Source organism: Methylobacterium sp. Ger2507 (genome assembly GCF_055231875.1).
Genome location: NZ_JBUYVC010000001.1, coordinates 5,004,848 through 5,023,925 on the forward strand (window position 1 = coordinate 5,004,848; position 19,078 = coordinate 5,023,925).

The window sequence follows — 19,078 nt, forward strand, 5'->3', positions numbered from 1 at the left end:
CGTTCATTCTTCACTCTGCCGCGTCCTTGTTGGGCGTGGCGACACGGTCTTCGGACGTCGCGGCGGCGACGGGAGGCTTTCTCTTGCGGGGTGCCGCACGCTGCGGTGCGGCGCCGAGCCTGACCTCGATGTCGTAGTCGCGCGCCAGGGCGGCCGGAACCGTGAGGTTGTCCTCGACGAAGGAGAACAGCCCCTGCGCCTCCCCGGGCGATACCGTCACCGACACCCGGTGAACGCGCGACGTCACCGTCTTGTCCCCCGCCTTGATCGCGATGGTGACAGGCGCATCGAAGCGGCCGGGCTTGCCCAGCGGGCCGAGCAGAACGTGCCCCTCGACCCCGACCTTGACCGAGATCGATCCGTCCTGGAGCCTCGCACATTCGCGGGCGAGGCGCCCGAGCGTTACCTGATGGCGAAGGCTCGCACTGTCGCCGCTGCGGCCGCCATAGGCCTGGGTCGCCGCGCCGCCCTCCGGCACCGCCACCGTGGGGCAGTAGGGTGGGTCGCTGTCGTCCGGCTGAGACGGCGGCACGGTGGTCCCCCCGTACTTGAACATGTTGGTGAAGATGTTGCCCTCTTCCGCCCGAGCCGTGTCGGCGCCGACGAGGCTCGCCGCCAGAGCGGCCGCCAGGAGGAGCCCGAGACGCGGCCCGCCCGCGCGTCGGCTTTTATCCATGCGTTTGCTCAGATCCATTGCCCAGATCCAACTTGATTGCCCGGCACGCTTTCCGAATCCAACCGGCATCGCACGCCCGCCCCCTGTGAAGCGCATCACTTCAGGCTGTCGAAGCCCTGGCCGAAGCCCTTCATCGAGAGCGGGATGCCGACACCCTCCTCGGGCGTCTGGAAGACGATGAAGGTCGCCTGCGCGCCAGCGCTGAACTGCTTGATCAAGCCGTCATCCATCACGACTTCGGCGACGCAGCCGGTGGTCAGGCAGCGCACGAAGCCGGCCCGGCCCACATCCGTCTTGTCGATCTTCAGCCCGAGACCGGACGGCAGCAGGACCCCGAGCGGGGCGACGACGCGCAGAAGGTAGCCGCGATTGTCGGCCGTCTTCAGCACGATGACCACGAGGGTCAGGTTCGGCCGATCCTCGGCCGCGAGATACTGCACCAGGGCACATTGCTCGGCCTTCGCGCCGGCCGGCGTCTCGCAGCGCAACTGCCAATCGCCGAAGGTGTTTCGGACCATGCCCTGGGCGGAGGCACCCTGCGGGGCGAAGACGACGATCAGCATCGCCGCGCCAAGCGCGCCTGCCGCGACACCCCGGGCGACCAGGCCGCGTGCGCGCTGCACCATTCCACGAAACCCCACGCGTCGACCCTTTCGTCTGGCCCGATGCCCCGCGAGCCGTTAACCGAAAACACGGGTGTTCCGACCATGCTGGGCCATTGCCTGTCAAGCGAAGGCCGGCCCACGGGAACCGACTATCGCGCCGCGCGTACAGCCTCTAGTGCTGACCGCCACGCTTGACCGCCAAGCTTGCTCGCCAACGGACGAATCCATGCGACTGCGCGCCCCACTCCTGTTCGCCACTCTTGTCTTCGCCGGACCGGCCGTCGCCGAGCCGTTGCCCGTGGGCGAGACGACCTACATCGAACGCTCGCTGAACCGGGACGGTCCGCTGGTGATCGAGCACCGGCCAATCGCCCGGACGCCGGGCGGACGCCGGGCCGGAAACGCCGCCGAGCTGGCGGGGTTCTGCCGGGACGGCGGCATCATCCGCAGACGGGACGAATTCGGCCAGCCGGTGATCCTGCGCCAGCGCGAGGTTTGCGATAACGTCGCGCCGCGCACCCTCAACCCCGGCGACGTCGATCCCCGCCCCACCTGGCCGGCCGAGCAGGTCGTTCGCGGCCGCGTCCTGCGCGCAAGAGGCTGAGGCTTGCGGCTGCCTCAGCCGTAACGGTGGAGGGTGGCTCCGTTGCGCTTCAGCCAGCGCTCGGCTTCGTCCACGTGCGGGCAGAGTGATCCGACGAGGGTCCAGAACCGTGCCGAGTGATTCATCTCGCGCAGGTGACCCATCTCGTGCGCCACGAGGTAATCGAGCACCAGCGGCGGCGCCAGGATGAGCCGCCAGGAGAAGTTGAGTTCGCCCCGGGCCGTGCAGGAGCCCCAGCGGCTCCTGGTATCCCGCAGGGTGATGCGCGTCGGCCCCTGCCCGAGGGCCTCGGTATACCGGGCGACGGCCTCGGTGAGGTCGCGCCGGGCTTCCCGTTGCAGGAAATCCCCGACCCGTCGCCCGATATGCGGCGCGTCGCAGGCCACGGACAGCACAGGCTCACCGCCGGCATGCTCCAGGCGGGTAATGCCGCTGCGTTGGTCGCGATGGACGATCCGATGCGGGACGCCGCGGACTGGAAGCACCGCGTCGGGCGTGAAGGCCACCTTCTCGGGCATCCGGGCGAGGCGTGCGGCGATCCAGCCGCCGTGGCTGACCGCGAAGGTCCGGGCGACGCCGACCGACGTCCGGGTCGGCAGGGTCATCACCACCTCGCCGGTGGCGCTGGAGACGCGCAGGGTCAGGCGGCGGGCCGTCGGCCGACGCCGCAGCAGGACACGCAGGCTCTCGCCCTCGTGTACGATGTCGAGGTGATCCGGGTCCGCCCCGCGCAGCAACGCCAATCGCATGACGCCAGCTTAACCGCTGTCGCGGGCCTCCGCCATCGATCCGCGCACCGCAATCCTCAGCTCTGAGCTTCGGGGCCCGCTCCGTCGATTGCCGCGCCGTTCCCGTCCGCGGCGCCCGCGGATCGCCCCATATCCCGGATGAAGGCTGCGATCCGCGGGGCGATGATGGTGCGGTAGCGCGAGCCGTTGAAGACGCCGTAATGCCCGACGCCCGTCTGCAGGTGATAGGCCTTGCGTTCCGGCGGCAGGTTCGGCGTCAGGTCGAGGGCGGCCTGGGTCTGGCCGACGCCCGAAATATCGTCGTTCTCGCCCTCGATGCAGAGGATGGCGCAGCTGCGCACGGCGCCGAGATCGACCCGCGTGCCGCGATGGATCATCGTCCCCTTCGGCAGGGCATGGTCGACGAACACCGTCTTGACGGTCTGGAGATAGAATTCGGCCGTGAGGTCCATCACAGCGAGGTATTCGTTGTAGAACTCGCGATGCCTTTCGGCCGAATCGCCATCACCGGTGACGAGATGGTCGAACATCTCCGCATGGGCGTTGACGTGGCGGTCGAAGTTCATCGCCATGAAGCCCGAGAGCTGGAAGAATCCCGGATAGACGCTGCGCCAGACGCCCGGATAGGCGGCTGGAACCGTCGTGATGCAGTTCCGCTCGAACCACGCGGTGCCGCGCTCCTGGGCCAGGCAGTTCACGGCGGTGGGCGAGCGCCGGGTGTCGATGGGGCCGCCCATCAGGGTCATCGAATCCGGCACCGGAGCGTGGCCCTGCGCCTCCATCACCGCGATGGCGGCGAGCACCGGCACGGCCGGCTGGCATACGGCCATCACGTGCAGGTTCGGCCCGAGGTCGCGGAACAGGTCGATGAGATAGTCGATGTAGGTGTCGAGATCGAAGCGCCCGGCGGCGAGCGGCACCATGCGGGCATCGGTCCAATCGGTGATGAAGACCTGATGATGCGGCAGCAACGCCTCGACGGTGCCGCGCAGGAGCGTGGCATAGTGGCCCGACATTGGCGCCACGATCAGCAGCTTGGGCTGCGGCTCGGCGGATCCGCGGACGAAGCCGCGATCGAAGGTGACGACTCGGCAGAATGGGCGCTCCCACACCACGCGCTCGCTCACCGGCACCGACACGCCGTCGATGATGGTGCCGGTGAAACCGAAGCTCGGTTTGCCGTAGCGCCGTGTGACACGTTCGAACATCTCGCAAGCGGCCGCCATAGAGCGCGCATAGGGCGAATAGGCCAGAGGGTTGGCCGGATTCTGCAGGCTGTGCCGCGCCATGTCGGCGGCCAGACGCGCCGGCGCCGTCATGAGTCGGGCCGCTTCGTACCAGAAATAGGACAGGTTCATGATCTGCTCCCCCGCCTTCGGGCCGCGCGTCTTACGAGCCTTCCATGGGCCGAAGTGCGCCGCCCGGCTCGTCCGCGATTCGCTTGGCGCCGATCCACCCGGTCCGAACTAGCGCAAATGCCCGGTCGACAAGAGCGATCTGCTGACCCCAGAGGGATAGACGCGAGACAACCCGGCCCTATCGTTCTTCTGACATGATCGACATGAGCACCAACGGCTTCGTCCGTGACGCCAGGCATCTGCGTCTCGATACTTTCGTCCGGCTGCGATGGCTCGCCATTACCGGGCAGAGTGCGGCGGTGGTCGGAGCGCAGTTCGGCCTCGGCCTGCCGCTTCCGTTCGGCTGGTGCTTCCTGGTCATCGCCACCTCGTCCTGGCTCAATCTCGCGCTCCGCATCCGGTTTCCGGCGAGCTATCGCCTCAGCGACGATTCGGCGGCCCTGCTCCTGGCCTTCGACATCGTTCAGCTCGCCGCCCTGCTGTTCCTCACCGGCGGGCTGCAGAACCCCTTCTCGCTCCTGTTCCTCGCTCCCGTCCTGATCTCGGCGACGGCGCTGCCACCGGAGCGGACGCTGGCGCTCGGCCTGCTGGCCATCGGCCTCGCCACCCTGCTGGCGCTGGTTCACCGCCCCCTGCCCTGGTTCGCCGACGGCCGGCTCGAACTGCCGTTCCTCTACATCTCGGGCATCTGGACCGCGATCCTGCTCGGAACCGCCTTCACGGGAGTCTATGCCTGGAAGGTGGCGGAGGAGACGCGCCAGCTCGCCCAGGCACTCGCCGCCACCGAGTTGGTCCTGGCGCGCGAGCAGCACCTGTCGCAGCTCGACGGCCTGGCGGCGGCGGCGGCCCACGAACTGGGAACGCCCCTCGGGACCATCATGGTGGTGACCAAGGAGCTGACGCGCCAATTGGCCACGACCGCCAGCCCGGCGGTGCGCGAGGATCTGGCGTTGCTGCGCGATCAGGTCGATCGCTGCCGCGGCATCCTCTCCAAGCTGACGTCCCTCGACAGCGACGAGACCGGTATTCTGCAGACGGTGAGCCTGAGCCACCTCGTCGAAGAGCTCGTGGAGCCTCAGCGCGCCATGGGGATCATTCTCGACGTCTCGAATCAGGGCGAAGGCTCGGAGCCGGCCTGCCGACGCAACCCCGGCGTGATGTTCGGACTCGCCAACATCGTCGACAACGCAGTCGACTTCGCCACGTCGCGGGTGATCATCGAGGCGCGCTGGACCCTCGAACGGGTCTGGCTCGAGATCCGCGATGACGGACCGGGCTTCTCCAGCGAGGTTCTGCTGCGGGCGGGCGAGCCTTACGTGACCACCCGCAGCCCGGATCGGTCGCGCAGCCCGGACAGTACGGGTGCGGGGCTCGGACTCGGACTTTTCATCGCCAAGACACTGATCGAACGCTCGGGGGCGCAGTTGACGTTGTCGAACGTCTCGCAACACGAGGCGACCGGCGCAGTCGTCCGCATCAGCTGGGCACGCCACATCTTCGAGCGGGACGCCATCGCGCTGCATCATGCGCAATTGAATCGTGGGCAACCCCTAACCGAAACCGGTGCGACACCTATATAAACGTCAGACGAAAACCCGATCGCAATTGGTTCAGGACAGACGGAGGAGCGTCGGATGCTGACGCATACCGGAACAACGGCGCCGAGTGCCGATATCGCGCAGCTTGCCGACAACGATCCCTTGGCGGCCTTTACGGACCGCACGCTGTTGATCGTCGATGACGACAAGCCCTTTTCCACGCGCCTCGCCCGCGCCATGGAGATGCGCGGCTACGAAGTCCAGGTGGCCGAGAGCGTCGCCGAAGGCGTGTCGTTCGTCGACGTCCGCCCGCCGGCTTTCGCGGTGATCGACATGCGCCTGGGCGACGGCAACGGGCTCGACGTGATCGCGCGCCTGAAGGAGCGTCGCCCCGAAGCGCGCGGCGTCATTCTCACCGGCTACGGCAATATCGCAACCGCGGTGACCGCGGTGAAGCTCGGTGCGTTCGACTACCTCGCGAAGCCCGCCGATGCCGACGAAATCCATGGAACGCTGATGGCACAGCCGGGGGAACGGGCCGATCCTCCCGAGAACCCGATGTCGGCCGACCGGGTGCGGTGGGAGCACATCCAGCGGGTCTACGAACTCTGCGGACGGAACGTTTCAGAAACGGCACGCCGGCTCAATATGCATCGTCGTACGCTTCAGCGCATCCTGGCCAAGCGCGCGCCGCGCTGAACATCGCTGCTCGTAAGACCCGAAGGGTCAACAGGGGCGACGTTGCGCGACCAGCCCGGTTCGCGCTACGTCGCCCTTTCTGATGGGAGCGCCGAGTCTCTCGGCGTGACGCCCGCAACGGGACAGACAGCTTTGAACACGCGCAACCTCATCACCATTCTCAGCATGATGGTGCTCGTCGGCACGGAAGTGTTCGCGGTCGCCATCGCGGCGGGCTGGGCCCTGGCCGGTATGTTCGATCTCGGCGAGACCGTGGGGCATGTCCTGATGGCGGTGTTCAGCCTGTTCGCCGCCTGGGTGATGCTGCAGCTCTGGCGCCGCGCCACCACCATCGAGCCCCTTCGGGATCGCAAATCGGCGACGCGCTGAACCGATCCGATCGCTTCGACGACCCTGAACGGCCCCTCCGGGGCCGTTTCGCGTTGCCTGTCCGGCATTTCCCGATTATCGGCAGGGTGCCCCGACACGAGATGAGTTCGACCCCATGAAAGCACGCATCATCGTCACCCTGAAGACCGGCGTGCTGGACCCGCAGGGCAAGGCGATCGAGGCGGCGCTGACCTCGTTCGGTCTCGCCGGTATCGATAGCGTGCGCCAGGGCAAGGTCTTCGACGTCGAGATCGCGGGTGACGACCGTGCGGCAGCCGAGGCGACGCTGAAGAGCGCTTGCGAAAAGCTGCTCGCCAACACCGTCGTCGAGAACTACGCCATCGAGATCGCCTGATGCGCGCCGCCATCATCGTCTTCCCGGGTTCCAACCGCGATGCGGACGTGTCCCGGGCCCTCACCCAGGCCGGCGCCGACGTCGTCAAGGTCTGGCACGCCGACACGGAGCTGCCGGCCGGAACCGATCTGGCGGTGCTGCCGGGCGGCTTCTCCTATGGCGATTATCTGCGCTGCGGCGCCATTGCGGGCCGCGCGGCCGCGATGGATGCGGTCCGCGCCCATGCGGCCCGCGGCGGCCTCGTGCTCGGCATCTGCAACGGCTTCCAGATCCTGTGCGAATCGGGGCTTCTGCCGGGCGTCCTGATGCGCAACGTCGACCGGCGCTTCATCTGCCACCGCCAGCTTCTGCGGGTCGAGCGCGCCGACACCCGCTTCACCTCGGCCTATACCAAAGACCAGGTCATCGACGTCTGCGTCGCCCACGGCGAGGGCAACTACTTTGCCGATCCGGACACGATCGCCCGCCTCGAGGGTGAGGGCCGGGTCGCCTTCCGCTACAGCGACGCCGCTGGAAACCTGACGGTGGATGCCAACCGCAACGGTTCGCTGAATTCGATCGCGGGCATCTATTCCGAGCAGCTCAACGTGCTCGGGCTGATGCCGCATCCGGAGAACTTCGTGGAGGGTCTCGTGGGCGGAACCGACGGGCGAGGGCTCTTCGCCAGCTTGGCGGCTTAGCCCGCGCCATTCTGTACCCCTGCTGAGAGCGACCGTCCAGGATATCGGGCGGTCTCTCGGACTCGATTCAAGAGCGACGGCGCTCCCGCTCGCTTCAGAGAAATCACGCCCTCGACTCGAGGGCGAAACACGGGCGTTTCAGTGCCCGTCGAATTCCATCAGGGTTCGCACCGGAACGTCGAGATCGCGCAGCTTCTGCGCGCCGCCGATATCCGGCAGGTCGATGACGAAGCAGGCCGCCACGACCTCGGCCCCGATCTGGCGCAGCAGATTCACCGCAGCGCAGGCCGTGCCGCCCGTGGCGATGAGATCGTCCACCAGCAACACCCGATCGCCCGGCTTGATGGCGTCGACGTGGATTTCCATCTCGTCGGTCCCGTATTCGAGCGCGTAGGCGATCGACACGGTGGTGTGCGGGAGCTTGCCCTTCTTGCGGATCGGCACGAAGCCGGATGACAGCTGGTGCGCCACGGCCCCGCCAAGGATGAAGCCCCGGGCCTCGATCCCGGCCACCTGATCGATCCGGCCGCCGGCGAAGGGATGGACGAGCGCATCAACCGCGCGCCGGAAGGCCCGCGGATCGCTCAGCAGCGTGGTAATGTCCCGGAACACGATCCCGGGCTTCGGATAGTCCGGGATCGAGCGGATCGAATCCTTCAACGCGATATGGCGGCGGGGTTCCATGCGGGCGGCCTTTGTCGAGGGAGTGGGAAGCGCGACGGGACGGTGCCCTCAGGCGTTGGCACGTCGCAGGAGCTTCACGAGTTCGCCATGCAGGGTTTCATTGCCGCAGGCGACGGAGCGGGCGGCCAGCGGCTCGGCGCCGCCATCCGCGCTGGTGACGAACCCGCCGGCCTCGCGCACCAGGATGATCCCGGCTGCGAAGTCCCAGGTCTGCAGATCGCGTTCCCAGTACAGATCGGACCGGCCGCAGGCGACGTAGGCCATGTCGAGGGCCGCCGAACCGAAGCGGCGGGCGCCGCCGGTCACCGCCATCACGGCCGCGACCTCGCGCAGGAGCTTCGGGTGATCCCCCCGGCCCAGATAGGGCGAGCCGTAGGCCACCAGGGCGTCGGCCATGTCGATCCGCCCGGAGACGCGCAGGCGCCGATTGTTCAGGTAGGCGCCCTTGCCGCGCTCCGCCACGAACAGCTCGTCCTTGGCCGGATCATAGATCACGCCGGCCACGATCTGACCCTCGCGCTCCAGGCCCACCGAAATCGCGAAATGCGGAATGCCGTGCAGGAAGTTGGTGGTGCCGTCGAGCGGATCGACGTGCCAGGTGTGGCTCTTGTCGGCACCCTCGATGTTGCCGGTCTCCTCCAGGATCAGTCCGTAGCCGGGGCGCGCCTTCATCAGCGCGTCCTTCAGGACTTCCTCGGCCTTGCGGTCGGCCGCCGACACGAAGTTTCCCGGGCCCTTGCGCGAGACCTGAAGGTTCTCGATCTCGCCATAGTCGCGCTTGAGGCCACGGGCCGCCTTGCGGACGGCGTCGACCATCACGGTCATGAGGGGTGAGCTGATCATCGATCTGCAGGTCCAAGTCGGTTCAAAGAACGTTGATGCCCGGACCGTGGGTACGAAGACCCTGCAGTCCGGGAGATTTCGCGCGGCCATAGCACGTTTGCGCGCGGACTCACCCCCCGGTCATGGCGGGGGCGTCCTCCGGGTGAAGCTAGTTCACCCTGGCGCGCTCGGCGGCGAGGGCTTCTGCCCGGCTGCGTTCGGCCGCATCCAGCGTCTTCAGGTTGTCGTCGAGCCAGGGGTCCGAGAGTCCCTGCGCGGAGGCCGCGAGGTTCCAGGCCGCCGCTTCGACCAGATTCTTCTGGACGCCGCGCCCGACCACGAACAGCCGAGAAATCCGGTTCTGCGCGATGGCGTTGCCCCGCGCCGCCGCGTGCTGGAAGTAGCGTGCGGCCCGACCCTCGTCCTTGGGCAGACCGATGCCATTGAAGAGCAGGATGGCGAACTCGACCTCGCCGGCGAGATCGCCGTTATCGGCGGCCCGGCGGAACCATTCGGCCGCCTGGGTCGGATCCTTCGGGACACCGCGGCCCTGGAGGTAGAGAACGCCGAGATCATGCTGGGCCGCGCCGATCTCGCCCTCGGCGGCCTTGAGGAACAGAGTGGCAGCCCGCGCCTGATCGGGTTCCGTCCCGGTCCCCAGAAGGATCAGGGCGAGGTTATAGGCCGCCGTGGTGTCACCCTTGTCGGCGGCCTTCTCCAGCCATTGCCGCCCGGCCTTCAGATCCTTGGCACCGCCGCGCCCATCGATCGACATCAGGCCGAGGGAGGCCATGGCGTGGACATCGCCCTGCGCCGCTGCGAGGCGATACCACTCGGCCGCCTTTACGGGGTCCTGCTTTAGGCCAAGCCCCTGGTTGTAGAGTTCGCCCAAGAGCGTCATCGCTGCCGCGTCCTTGGGGTCGGCGGCGATCCGCTTCGTCGCCTCGCGGAAGGCCGTGGTATACTGTCCGCGCTGGTAGGCGCCGAAGGCGGTATCCACCGGCTTGTCGCTCGGCTTGGACGTGAACGGCACCACCCGGGCGGCGTTCGGCGAGTAGGGCGTCGGCAATTCCTTGAGGGGCGCCGTGAAAATCTCGCGCGTCGCGGGCTTGGCCGCTTCGGGCGAGAGTGAGGACGCGGCGCGGACCTCGGAGCCGCAGAGCGCCAGGGCCAGGAAGCCGAGCGCCAGCTTCACGAGGCGGCGTCCCGAGCTGCCGCTGCGATCCGAGCCTGACCGACCGCGGCCTGGATCGCGCCCACATCAGCCTGATCGCCGATCCAGAGCGCGCTCTCGAGGCCGAGAAATTCGGCTCCGGTCTCGAGAATGGGGCCGACCTCGTCGTGCGTATGCGCGACTGCGATGCAGGGCGTCTCGAAGATCTCGGTCCACCAGCTCGCACGCTCGATGACCGTCGCGGCTTCGGGCGCGATTCCATCGGCGTAGAGACCGCCGAACATCACGTAGTCGACGCCGGCTTCACCGGCCTCCATCGCGGCGTGCTTCTGTTCGTGGCCGCCTGCGCCGAGGATGCGCCCATCGGCGAGGCGCTCGCGCAGGTCGCGCAAATCGCCGTCTCGCGCCTTGTCGAGATGCACGCCGTCGGCCCCGCCGCGTGCCGAGACGCTGACGAGATCGCCGGCAAAGCCCGTGCAGGCCACCACAACGGCGGCCCCAGCTTCCTGCGCCACGGGTGCCAGACGCTTCACCAGATTGACGAGGCTGCGCTCGTCAGCGGGGGCGAGTCGCAGCAGGACGGCCGCGACATCGCCGGCCGCGCAGGCCGCCGTGATCGCGGCAGCGAGCGCGTCGGCGTCCCCGGCCTCGACCCGGTGCGGGCTGAGCAGGGCGAGGCGGGTGCGGGGTTCCGACATCGAGGGTCCTTTCGCGGGCCTCAGCCCGCCGCCCCGATCTTCGGATCGAGGGAGCCGTTGGCGTAGCGCTTCGCCATGGTCGCCACGGAGACCGGACGGATCTTCGAGCCCTGTCCGGCGGTGCCGAATTCCTCGAAGCGCTGGCGGCACAGCTTCGTCATCGCCTCCATGGCGGGCTTCAGGTACTTGCGCGGGTCGAACTCCGCCTTGTTCTCGGCCAGGATCTTACGGATCTGGCCCGTCATCGCCATGCGGTTGTCGGTGTCGATGTTAATCTTGCGCACGCCGTGCTTGATCCCGCGCTGGATCTCCTCGACCGGCACGCCCCAGGTCGGCTTCATCTCGCCGCCGTACTGATTGATGATGTCCTGCAGGTCCTGTGGCACCGACGAGGAGCCGTGCATCACGAGGTGGGTCGTCGGCAGCCGGCGATGGATCTCCTCGATCACGTTCATGGCCAGCACGTCGCCATCGGGCTTCCGAGTGAACTTGTAGGCCCCGTGCGAGGTGCCCATCGCCACCGCGAGGGCGTCGACCTTGGTGGCTTCGACGAACTTCACCGCCTCGTCCGGATCGGTCAGGAGCTGGTCGTGGCTGAGCACGCCTTCTGCGCCGTGGCCGTCCTCGGCCTCACCCTGCCCGCTCTCGAGCGAGCCGAGCACGCCGAGCTCACCTTCCACCGAGACGCCGGCCCAGTGGGCCATCTTGGTGACGTTGCGGGTGATCTCGACGTTGTAGTTGTAATCCGCCGGAGTCTTGCCGTCCGCCTTCAGCGACCCGTCCATCATCACCGAGGTGAAGCCGTACTGGATCGCCGTGGCGCAGGTCGCTTCGTCGCTGCCGTGGTCAAGATGCATACAGACGGGAATGTGAGGGTAGATCTCAACCAGACCGTCGATCAGCTTGGCCAGCACGATGTCGTTGGCATAGGCGCGCGCGCCCTTGCTCGCCTGGAGGATGACGGGCGAATCCGTGGCATCCGCCGCCGCCATGATGGCGAGCCCCTGCTCCATATTGTTCAGGTTGAACGCCGGCACACCGTATTCGTGCTCGGCGGCATGGTCCAGGAGCTGCCTCAGGGTGATGCGGGCCATGGATTTCTCCTCAGATACGATCGCCGCCGAGGCGATCCGTCAATTGTTGCGCCGAAGCGCACGGTCATTCGAATTTGGTTCGTCTTTTCGGACCTTTGGCGATCCGTTGCAACTCTCGCGGGACAGCAATCCGGGGAGGCAGCCCCGCGTCTGGGAGCCTCGTCCGCCTACGCCCGGTCTGCCGCGCCCCGTTCGCTCAGGCCTTCGCGCGAAGGGCCTCGACGCCCGGCAGGGCCTTGCCCTCCAGCCATTCGAGGAAGGCGCCGCCGGCGGTGGAAACGTAGGAGAAGGTCTCGCCCACACCCGCGTGGTTGAGGGCCGCGACCGTATCGCCGCCGCCCGCCACCGAAACGAGCTTCCCGGCCTTCGTGCGCTCGGCCGCGTGCCGGGCGGCTGCGACCGTCGCAGCGTCGAAGGGCGTCAACTCGAAGGCACCGAGCGGCCCATTCCAGACCAAAGTCGCGGCCTCGTCGATGGCCGCGTTGATCTCGGCGACCGAGGCCGGGCCGGCATCCAGGATCATGCCACTCTCCGGTACGGCATCCACCGGAACGGTCTCATGAGCGGCATTCGCCTTGAACTCGGAGGCCGAGACGGCATCGACGGGCAGGATGATCCGGCACTGGGCCGCCTTCGCCGCCTCGATGATGCGCAGGGCGGTATCGGCGAGGTCCTTCTCGCACAGGGACTTGCCGACGGATTTGCCCTGCGCGTGCAGGAAGGTGTTGGCCATGCCGCCGCCGATGACCAGCATGTCGACCTTGGCAACGAGGTTCTGCAACAGATCGATCTTGGAGGAGACCTTGGCTCCGCCGACCAGCGCGATCACCGGGCGGGTCGGCGCTTCCAGTCCCTTGGTCAGCGCTTCGAGCTCCGCCTGCATGAGGCGACCGGCATAAGCGGGCAGCAGATGGGCCAGACCTTCGGTGGAGGCATGGGCACGATGCGCGGCCGAGAACGCCTCGTTCACATAGAGATCGCCGTTGGCGGCAAGCTGCTCGGTGAAGGCCCGGTCGTTCTTCTCTTCACCGGCATGAAACCGGGTGTTCTCGAGCAGCACGACCTCACCGTCTTTCAGGCGAGAGACCGCCTCGGCGGCGACCGGACCGACGCAATCCTCGGCGAAGGCGACGGGGCGACCAAGCTTTCGACTCAGGGTCTCGACCACCGGCTTCAGGGATTCGGAGGCCACCGGCTTGCCCTTCGGGCGCCCGAAATGCGCCAGCAGCACCACACGACCGCCCTTGCCAGCGATATCCTCGATGGTGGGTACGATCCGCTCGATACGGGTGGCATCGGTGACCCGCCCGGCCTCCATCGGCACGTTCAGGTCCACGCGCAGGAGCACGCGCTTGCCCTGAAGCGGGCCGGCATCGTCGAGGGTGCGGAAAGCGGTCATCGGGGCCTGAGCGTTGGAAGGATCGGAGCGGGATGCGGTCAGCGCGGGGGCAGCAGAGCGTCAAGGTGGAAGCGCTGCGCCGCGATGGTAAGCGCCACCGTGAGCACAGCGGTGATCACGGCAGTCAACACCAAGGCGCCGGAGCCGGGCAGGCCGCGCGTGCGGTCGGCGATGGCGCGCACTTCGCTACGCAGGGCCGAGAGATCGCTCTGCCGGGCTGCCTCGTTCATGCGGCCGGCTGCGCCCTCGACCTTCTCCTCGACCCGCGAGAGCAAGGCCTCGGAGCGGGCGTACTTGTCCTCGATCCGGGCGCATTTGTCCTCGATCCGGGCAAGTTGGTCGCCGCCGGGCGCGCCGTTCTGGGCCGGCAGGGGTTCCGCCTTGCCGACCACCACGGGCGGGGTCGCGCCCGGGCCGGTCGCCGCCGTCGAGGGCGGCGACGCTGGGTTACCTGGGATGAAGTCGCGTCCGGTAGGGGAAGTCTCTGTCATGTCAGGAACACCAGCCTGTAGCGCGCTTGCCTGGAACTGCGCCGGATCGTCCGTAACGGGCGATCCGGCACACGATGGCGTGGCTCAGAGCAGCTTGCCCATGGCCACAGCCGTGTCGGCCATGCGGTTCGAGAAGCCCCACTCGTTGTCGTACCAGGACAGGATGCGCACGAAGGTGCCGTCCATGACCTTGGTCTGGTCGAGGTGGAAGGTCGACGAGTGGGGATCGTGGTTGAAGTCGATCGAGACGTTGGGCTGATCGGTATAGGCGAGCACGCCCTTCAGCGGACCATCGGCAGCGGCCCGGATCGCGTTGTTGATCTCTTCGACCGTGGTCTGGCGCTTGGCCGTGAACACGAGGTCGACGGCCGAGACGTTCGGGGTCGGCACGCGGATCGAGGTCCCGTCGAGCTTGCCCTTCAACTCCGGCAGCACCAGGCCGACGGCCTTGGCAGCCCCCGTGGAGGTCGGGATCATCGAGAGCGCGGCGGCACGGGCCCGGTAGAGGTCCTTGTGCATCTGATCCAGCGAGGGCTGGTCGTTGGTGTAGGAGTGGATCGTCGTCATGAAACCGCGCTCGATCCCGACGAGATCGTTCAGCACCTTGGCCACCGGTACGAGGCAGTTGGTGGTGCAGGACGCGTTGGAGATGACGTGGTGGTCGGCGGTCAGCTGGTCGTGATTAACGCCGTACACCACCGTCAGGTCGGCGCCATCGGCGGGGGCCGAGACGATGACGCGCTTCGCACCGGCGTCGAGGTGGGCCTTGGCCTTGTCCTTCGAGGTGAAGATGCCGGTGCACTCGAGGGCGATATCGACGCCGAGTTCGCGGTGCGGCAGTTCGGCCGGGTTGCGCACGGCCGTGACCCGGATGCGCTTGCCATCGACGACGATGCAGTCACCATCGACCTCGACCTTGGCGTTGAACCGGCCATGGATCGAATCGAAGCGCAGCAGGTGGGCGTTGGTCTCGACCGGACCGAGATCGTTGATCGCCACCACCTCGATGTCCTGGCGGCCGGCCTCATGGATGGCGCGCAGGACGTTGCGGCCGATGCGTCCGAACCCGTTGATGGCAACCTTCACCGACACGGCGTGAGTCCTTCCCAAATTCGGGCGCCGGCTTCGCGGCACCCTTCAGCATGTTGATCGTCGCGGCGCGCCCGACGGGCAGGCCTCGATCTGTCGTCCGCTCTCAGCCCGCCCCGGTTGAACGACAGATGAATTGTCGCGCCAATGCAGGCCGTCATGTGCGGCCGGAGACCGGAGGAAGCGTGCGGCGGGACCCTGATCAGGCGGCTCCTCGGATCACCCGGGCTATCGCCGGATCTCCTGACAAGCTGCCTGTAAGTGTCTCGGGATGCCGTATAACCGGTCTGCGAGCGGCCGGTCTCTAACATGGTGACAAATCCTGGCAAAGGTCACATGGCGTACTCGGAGGGCTGGATCGACGACTGCATGCGGGTACGCTGTGGCTGTGCGAATGCAGAACCCGGTCCTCCGACAGCCCTCCGTCAGTGGATCTGCGGCTCCACACCCCGCGGAAACAGCGGATCGGCACCCGCGAGAAAGATGTGGACCATGAAGAGCGACCGTCCGTGAGCCAGGCTATCGACCACGCGCTGCAACGCCTCGAATCCGTGTTGACACGGCTGGAAGGTGCGGTGACCCAGCGCTTCGAGGCGGAGCGCGATCCCAGCGACCTGGAAACCGAATTGGCGATCATGGGGGAGGACAGAGCGCGGCTCGCAGCCGAACTCGACGCCGCGAGCGCCCGGTTGGCCGAAGTCGAGGCGACCTCGGCGAATGTCGAGCATCGGCTCGGCCAGGCGATCGATGCGGTCGAGGGTGTGCTGGCGCCCTCGCGCGCCAGCCGCTAACTCCTGACGCGTCACGGTCGATCACTCCGAAGCCCGATGCCCCAGATCAACGTCACCATCGACGACAAGAACTACCGGATGGCCTGCGCCGATGGTGAGGAGGCGCACCTGACCGCGCTGGCGCAGGGCCTCGACGCCCGCATCACCGAGATGCGACGGGCCTTCGGCGAGATCGGCGACATGCGGCTGCACGTCATGGCCGCGCTGATGCAGGCCGACGAACTGCAGGAGGCGCAAGGGCGCCTCGCGGCCCTGCAACAGGAGACGGCCGCTCTGCGAGCCCGAGTGGAATCCGCCGATGCGGTTCGAGCCGATGAGGAGGCGCAGGTGGCTGCGGGCCTCGAACGATGCGCGGACCGGATCGAACGCCTGGCACACCTGGTTTCCGCCGGCTGAGACCCCGATCCGCCGGTATTTCGACGGACCGCGACCGCACCCCCTGGCGCCATTCCCCTGCCGACGCTACATGGGGGATGCGGGGCTGCCGGGTCCGTCAGGAGAACTTTTCCCCGGGGCCTTATCGACTCCCAAGGGAGCTGTCCCTGGCCCTGTCCCTGGACTTGGCCAACACGGCGCCCACCTACACTGTAGGTTTCCCGGGATCGACACTCCAACGGCTCACGTGGCTCCGCACTCAGACTCTTCCCCCCCCGACATCGCGATCTCCGCCCGGAAAGCGGCTCTGCGTAACGCGGCCCTGGCCCGACGCGACGCCATGCCGTCCGAGGACCGAAGGATCGGTTCCGAGCGGATCGCCGGCATCGTCATGGGCATTCCGTCCCTCGCTGAGGCCGCCATCGTCGGAGCGTTCTGGCCGATCCGCAGCGAGGTCGACCCGCGTCCCCTCGCCCGCCTGCTGTTTGCCCGCGGTCAACGGATCGCTCTGCCCAAGGTCACGCCCGCCGGACTGGTGTTCCGGGAGTGGCGCGAGGGCGAAGCCCTGGTGGCCGGACGGTTCGGCCTCAGCGAACCGCACGACGATCTGCCCCCGCTCGATCCCACTGCCCTGATCGTTCCGTTGGCGGCTTATGACCGGCGCGGCCATCGCGTCGGCTACGGTCGCGGCTACTACGATCAGGCCATCGAGCGCCTGTCGCGTAACGGGCCTGTGCTCACGATCGGAATCGCCTTCTCGGTTCAGGCGGTGGACGAGGTCCCCGCCGAGCCGCATGACCAGCCCCTGGATCATCTCGTGACCGAAGCGGGCGCCATCCCGCTGATACGGACCTGACCCTTCGCGATGCGCATTCTCTTCCTCGGGGACGTGGTCGGCCGCCCCGGCCGGACCGTCATCACGGACCGCCTGCCCGGATTGCGCGAGCGCTGGCGCCTCGATTGCGTGGTGATCAACGGCGAGAACGCGGCTGGCGGATTCGGGCTCACCGAAGCCATCTGCGATGAACTCCTCCAGGCGGGTGCCGATGCGGTGACGCTCGGCAATCACTCCTTCGATCAGCGCGAAGCCCTGGTGTTCATCCAGCGCCAAACCCGCCTGGTCCGGCCCGCGAACTATCCGGCGGGGACGCCGGGGCGTGGCGCCACCGTCGTCGAGACCCGGAAGGGGGCGCGCGTCCTGGTCCTCAACGTCATGGGGCGCATCTACATGGATGCGCTCGACGATCCCTTCGCCTCGGCGGAACGGGAATTGGCCGCCTGCCCCCTCGGCGCGGTGGCGGACGCGATCATCGTCGACGTTCATGCGGAGGCCACCAGCGAGAAGCAGGCCTTCGGGTACTTCCTCGATGGGCGGGCCAGCCTCGTGGTCGGTACCCACACCCACACGCCGACCTCCGACCACCGCATCCTGCCCGGCGGCACGGCCTACCTCTCGGATGCGGGCATGTGCGGCGATTACGATTCGATCCTCGGCATGCAGAAGGACGAGCCGCTGCGCCGCTTCCTTCAAAAGACGCCCGGCGCCCGCCTCGAGGCCGCTCAGGGCAAGGGAACCCTGTGCGGGATCGCGGTCGAGACCGACGATGCCACCGGCCTAGCCAGGAGCGTCGCGGCCGTCCGGCTCGGTCCGCACCTGGAAGAGACCTGGCCGCGCGACTGGGATTAGGGGCCGCAACGCCGTGCGCTTCCACGGGATGGCGCCTCCCGCGACTTGATCGGGGCCGAACCACCCTGCAATGTGCCGCCGGGTTCGTCCCGAGGTCCGCCGCGCGCGGGCTGCCAGTTCCGCGTCGAAGAGTGTGCCCGAAACGATGGCGACCCCCACCGCACCCGCGACGATCGCCAAGCCCGGCATCTACCTCGTTCGGATGCTGGTCTTCCTGATCCTCGTCGGCTTCCTCGCCTTCGTGTTGTTCCGGCAGATCACGCCGGCTTTCCTGGCCAATCCGGGCCTGAACGGGCTGATCCTCGGTGTCCTGCTGATCGCGGTGCTGCTGGCCTTCGGACAGGTGATCCGGCTCTACCGCGAGACGGCCTACGTCAACGCGGTCGCGGCCGGCGAGAGCCCGAGCCGGGCGCCGCCGCTGATGGCGCCGCTGGCACCCGCAATCGCGGCCCGGCACGACGGCGTCACGCTGCCGACGTCCCGCGCGTTCCTCGATACGGCGGCGGCGCGCCTCGACGAGGGACGCGAGATCCTGCGCTACGTCTCAGGCCTCCTGATCCTGCTCGGCCTGCTGGGCACGTTCTGGGGCCTGATCGACACCTTGAGCGCGGTCGGCGCCGTGATCCGGACCATGCGGGGCGGCGGCGAGGCCGCGGCGATGTTCGACGAGTTGAAGAACGGGCTCGCGGTGCCGCTCTCCGGCATCGGTCTCGCCTTCTCGGCCTCGCTGTTCGGCCTGGCGAGCTCGCTGATCATCGGCTTCCTCGACCTGCAGGCGGGGCAGGCCCATGCCCGCTTCCACAACGAGCTGGAGGACTGGCTGCTGTCCGGCGATATACCGCAGGGTCGCGTCGAGGTCGCGGCCTTCGCGAAGCCGCAGGCCGCGCCGCTTCCGGTCCAGGACCCCGCCAATGCCCGGGAGCTCAAGGATGCCGTCGACCGGCTGACCGCGGTGGTCGCGGAGGGTGCGAACGGTCGGGTGGCGACGCAGGCGATGACCAATCTGGCCGAGGGCATCCAGGGGCTGGTCCAGCACATGCGCGCCGAGCAGCAGATGATTCGCGACTGGGTCGAGGCCCAGGCGAATCGCGAGCGCGAGTTGAAGCTGGTGCTGGAGCGCCTGGCCCGCGAGCGGAACTGA

At 67.8% G+C, this 19,078-nt stretch carries 23 protein-coding genes and 1 other RNA gene; 12 read left to right on the plus strand and 12 right to left on the minus strand.

Annotated features, from left to right (window positions below):
* Positions 1-10: 10 nt before the first annotated feature.
* Both ACV7NL_RS23065 and ACV7NL_RS23070 read right to left on the minus strand, forming a co-directional pair.
* Complete coding sequence (locus ACV7NL_RS23065; RefSeq protein WP_463356988.1) at positions 11-676, minus strand: hypothetical protein; 666 nt, start codon at positions 674-676, stop codon at positions 11-13.
* A 95-nt stretch (positions 677-771) separates the two neighbouring features.
* Positions 772-1,302: an invasion associated locus B family protein gene (locus ACV7NL_RS23070; protein ID WP_156376246.1), complete on the minus strand. Its 531-nt coding sequence runs from the start codon at positions 1,300-1,302 to the stop codon at positions 772-774.
* A 205-nt stretch (positions 1,303-1,507) separates the two neighbouring features.
* On the opposite strand from ACV7NL_RS23070, the gene ACV7NL_RS23075 reads away from it, so the two are divergent.
* Positions 1,508-1,885, plus strand: coding sequence for a hypothetical protein (locus tag ACV7NL_RS23075; RefSeq protein WP_056486417.1), 378 nt, complete (start codon positions 1,508-1,510; stop codon positions 1,883-1,885).
* Between the two features lie 14 nt (positions 1,886-1,899).
* On the opposite strand, the gene ACV7NL_RS23080 is transcribed toward ACV7NL_RS23075, so the two are convergent.
* Together ACV7NL_RS23080 and ACV7NL_RS23085 are read right to left on the minus strand one after the other, a co-directional pair.
* On the minus strand, positions 1,900-2,634 hold the full coding sequence (locus ACV7NL_RS23080; RefSeq protein WP_056188703.1) for a M48 family metallopeptidase: 735 nt from the start codon (positions 2,632-2,634) through the stop codon (positions 1,900-1,902).
* A 56-nt stretch (positions 2,635-2,690) separates the two neighbouring features.
* Positions 2,691-3,992 carry a polyhydroxyalkanoate depolymerase gene (locus ACV7NL_RS23085; RefSeq protein WP_463356989.1) on the minus strand — a complete coding sequence of 434 codons (1,302 nt, stop codon included), beginning with the start codon at positions 3,990-3,992 and terminating at the stop codon, positions 2,691-2,693.
* Between the two features lie 194 nt (positions 3,993-4,186).
* Here ACV7NL_RS23085 and ACV7NL_RS23090 point away from each other — a divergent pair, with 194 nt between their 5' ends.
* The 5 genes from ACV7NL_RS23090 (at position 4,187) to purQ (ending at position 7,633) form a co-directional block, all read left to right on the plus strand.
* Positions 4,187-5,572 (plus strand): ActS/PrrB/RegB family redox-sensitive histidine kinase, encoded by a 1,386-nt coding sequence (locus ACV7NL_RS23090; RefSeq protein ID WP_463356990.1) that lies wholly within the window; start codon positions 4,187-4,189, stop codon positions 5,570-5,572.
* A 54-nt stretch (positions 5,573-5,626) separates the two neighbouring features.
* Entirely contained in the window at positions 5,627-6,229 is a 603-nt protein-coding gene (locus ACV7NL_RS23095) for an ActR/PrrA/RegA family redox response regulator transcription factor (RefSeq protein ID WP_056188715.1), read from the plus strand.
* 132 nt (positions 6,230-6,361) lie between these two features.
* Complete coding sequence (locus tag ACV7NL_RS23100) at positions 6,362-6,598, plus strand: hypothetical protein (protein WP_056188718.1); 237 nt, start codon at positions 6,362-6,364, stop codon at positions 6,596-6,598.
* Between the two features lie 115 nt (positions 6,599-6,713).
* On the plus strand, positions 6,714-6,953 hold the full coding sequence (gene purS, locus ACV7NL_RS23105) for a phosphoribosylformylglycinamidine synthase subunit PurS (RefSeq protein ID WP_056188721.1): 240 nt from the start codon (positions 6,714-6,716) through the stop codon (positions 6,951-6,953).
* The gene (gene purQ, locus ACV7NL_RS23110) at positions 6,953-7,633 is read left to right on the plus strand and encodes a phosphoribosylformylglycinamidine synthase subunit PurQ (protein WP_056486404.1); all 681 of its coding nucleotides are present in this window, start codon (positions 6,953-6,955) and stop codon (positions 7,631-7,633) included. The genes purS and purQ overlap by 1 nt, the downstream gene beginning before the upstream one ends.
* Positions 7,634-7,771: 138 nt before the next feature.
* Here purQ and ACV7NL_RS23115 read toward each other — a convergent pair whose 3' ends face one another.
* From ACV7NL_RS23115 to gap, 8 genes are all read right to left on the minus strand, one after another.
* Positions 7,772-8,317 (minus strand): adenine phosphoribosyltransferase, encoded by a 546-nt coding sequence (locus ACV7NL_RS23115; RefSeq protein ID WP_056486397.1) that lies wholly within the window; start codon positions 8,315-8,317, stop codon positions 7,772-7,774.
* A 48-nt stretch (positions 8,318-8,365) separates the two neighbouring features.
* Positions 8,366-9,160 carry an inositol monophosphatase family protein gene (locus tag ACV7NL_RS23120; RefSeq protein WP_056188728.1) on the minus strand — a complete coding sequence of 265 codons (795 nt, stop codon included), beginning with the start codon at positions 9,158-9,160 and terminating at the stop codon, positions 8,366-8,368.
* A gap of 148 nt (positions 9,161-9,308) precedes the next feature.
* Positions 9,309-10,334 carry a tetratricopeptide repeat protein gene (locus tag ACV7NL_RS23125; protein ID WP_463356991.1) on the minus strand — a complete coding sequence of 342 codons (1,026 nt, stop codon included), beginning with the start codon at positions 10,332-10,334 and terminating at the stop codon, positions 9,309-9,311.
* Positions 10,331-11,011, minus strand: coding sequence for a thiamine phosphate synthase (locus ACV7NL_RS23130; protein ID WP_056486391.1), 681 nt, complete (start codon positions 11,009-11,011; stop codon positions 10,331-10,333). The genes ACV7NL_RS23125 and ACV7NL_RS23130 overlap by 4 nt, the downstream gene beginning before the upstream one ends.
* Before the next feature lie 20 nt (positions 11,012-11,031).
* Positions 11,032-12,105 carry a class II fructose-bisphosphate aldolase gene (gene fba, locus ACV7NL_RS23135; protein ID WP_056188733.1) on the minus strand — a complete coding sequence of 358 codons (1,074 nt, stop codon included), beginning with the start codon at positions 12,103-12,105 and terminating at the stop codon, positions 11,032-11,034.
* A 196-nt stretch (positions 12,106-12,301) separates the two neighbouring features.
* Entirely contained in the window at positions 12,302-13,504 is a 1,203-nt protein-coding gene (locus tag ACV7NL_RS23140; RefSeq protein WP_463356992.1) for a phosphoglycerate kinase, read from the minus strand.
* A gap of 38 nt (positions 13,505-13,542) precedes the next feature.
* Positions 13,543-13,995, minus strand: coding sequence for a hypothetical protein (locus tag ACV7NL_RS23145; protein ID WP_056188740.1), 453 nt, complete (start codon positions 13,993-13,995; stop codon positions 13,543-13,545).
* Positions 13,996-14,079: 84 nt separating this feature from the next.
* Positions 14,080-15,087, minus strand: coding sequence for a type I glyceraldehyde-3-phosphate dehydrogenase (gap, locus tag ACV7NL_RS23150; protein WP_056188743.1), 1,008 nt, complete (start codon positions 15,085-15,087; stop codon positions 14,080-14,082).
* Between the two features lie 506 nt (positions 15,088-15,593).
* On the opposite strand from gap, the gene ACV7NL_RS23155 reads away from it, so the two are divergent.
* From ACV7NL_RS23155 to ACV7NL_RS23180, 6 genes are all read left to right on the plus strand, one after another.
* Positions 15,594-15,875, plus strand: a complete 282-nt coding sequence (locus ACV7NL_RS23155; protein WP_082504217.1) for a DUF4164 domain-containing protein — start codon at positions 15,594-15,596, stop codon at positions 15,873-15,875.
* Between the two features lie 36 nt (positions 15,876-15,911).
* Positions 15,912-16,271, plus strand: coding sequence for a cell division protein ZapA (locus ACV7NL_RS23160; RefSeq protein WP_463356993.1), 360 nt, complete (start codon positions 15,912-15,914; stop codon positions 16,269-16,271).
* A gap of 79 nt (positions 16,272-16,350) precedes the next feature.
* A non-coding RNA gene (gene ssrS, locus ACV7NL_RS23165) (6S RNA) lies at positions 16,351-16,508 on the plus strand.
* Positions 16,498-17,106 (plus strand): 5-formyltetrahydrofolate cyclo-ligase, encoded by a 609-nt coding sequence (locus tag ACV7NL_RS23170; protein WP_463356994.1) that lies wholly within the window; start codon positions 16,498-16,500, stop codon positions 17,104-17,106. Before ssrS ends, ACV7NL_RS23170 begins: the two co-directional genes overlap by 11 nt.
* Positions 17,107-17,115: 9 nt before the next feature.
* Positions 17,116-17,937 carry a TIGR00282 family metallophosphoesterase gene (locus tag ACV7NL_RS23175; protein ID WP_463356995.1) on the plus strand — a complete coding sequence of 274 codons (822 nt, stop codon included), beginning with the start codon at positions 17,116-17,118 and terminating at the stop codon, positions 17,935-17,937.
* Between the two features lie 145 nt (positions 17,938-18,082).
* Positions 18,083-19,078 carry a flagellar motor protein MotA gene (locus tag ACV7NL_RS23180; RefSeq protein WP_463356996.1) on the plus strand — a complete coding sequence of 332 codons (996 nt, stop codon included), beginning with the start codon at positions 18,083-18,085 and terminating at the stop codon, positions 19,076-19,078.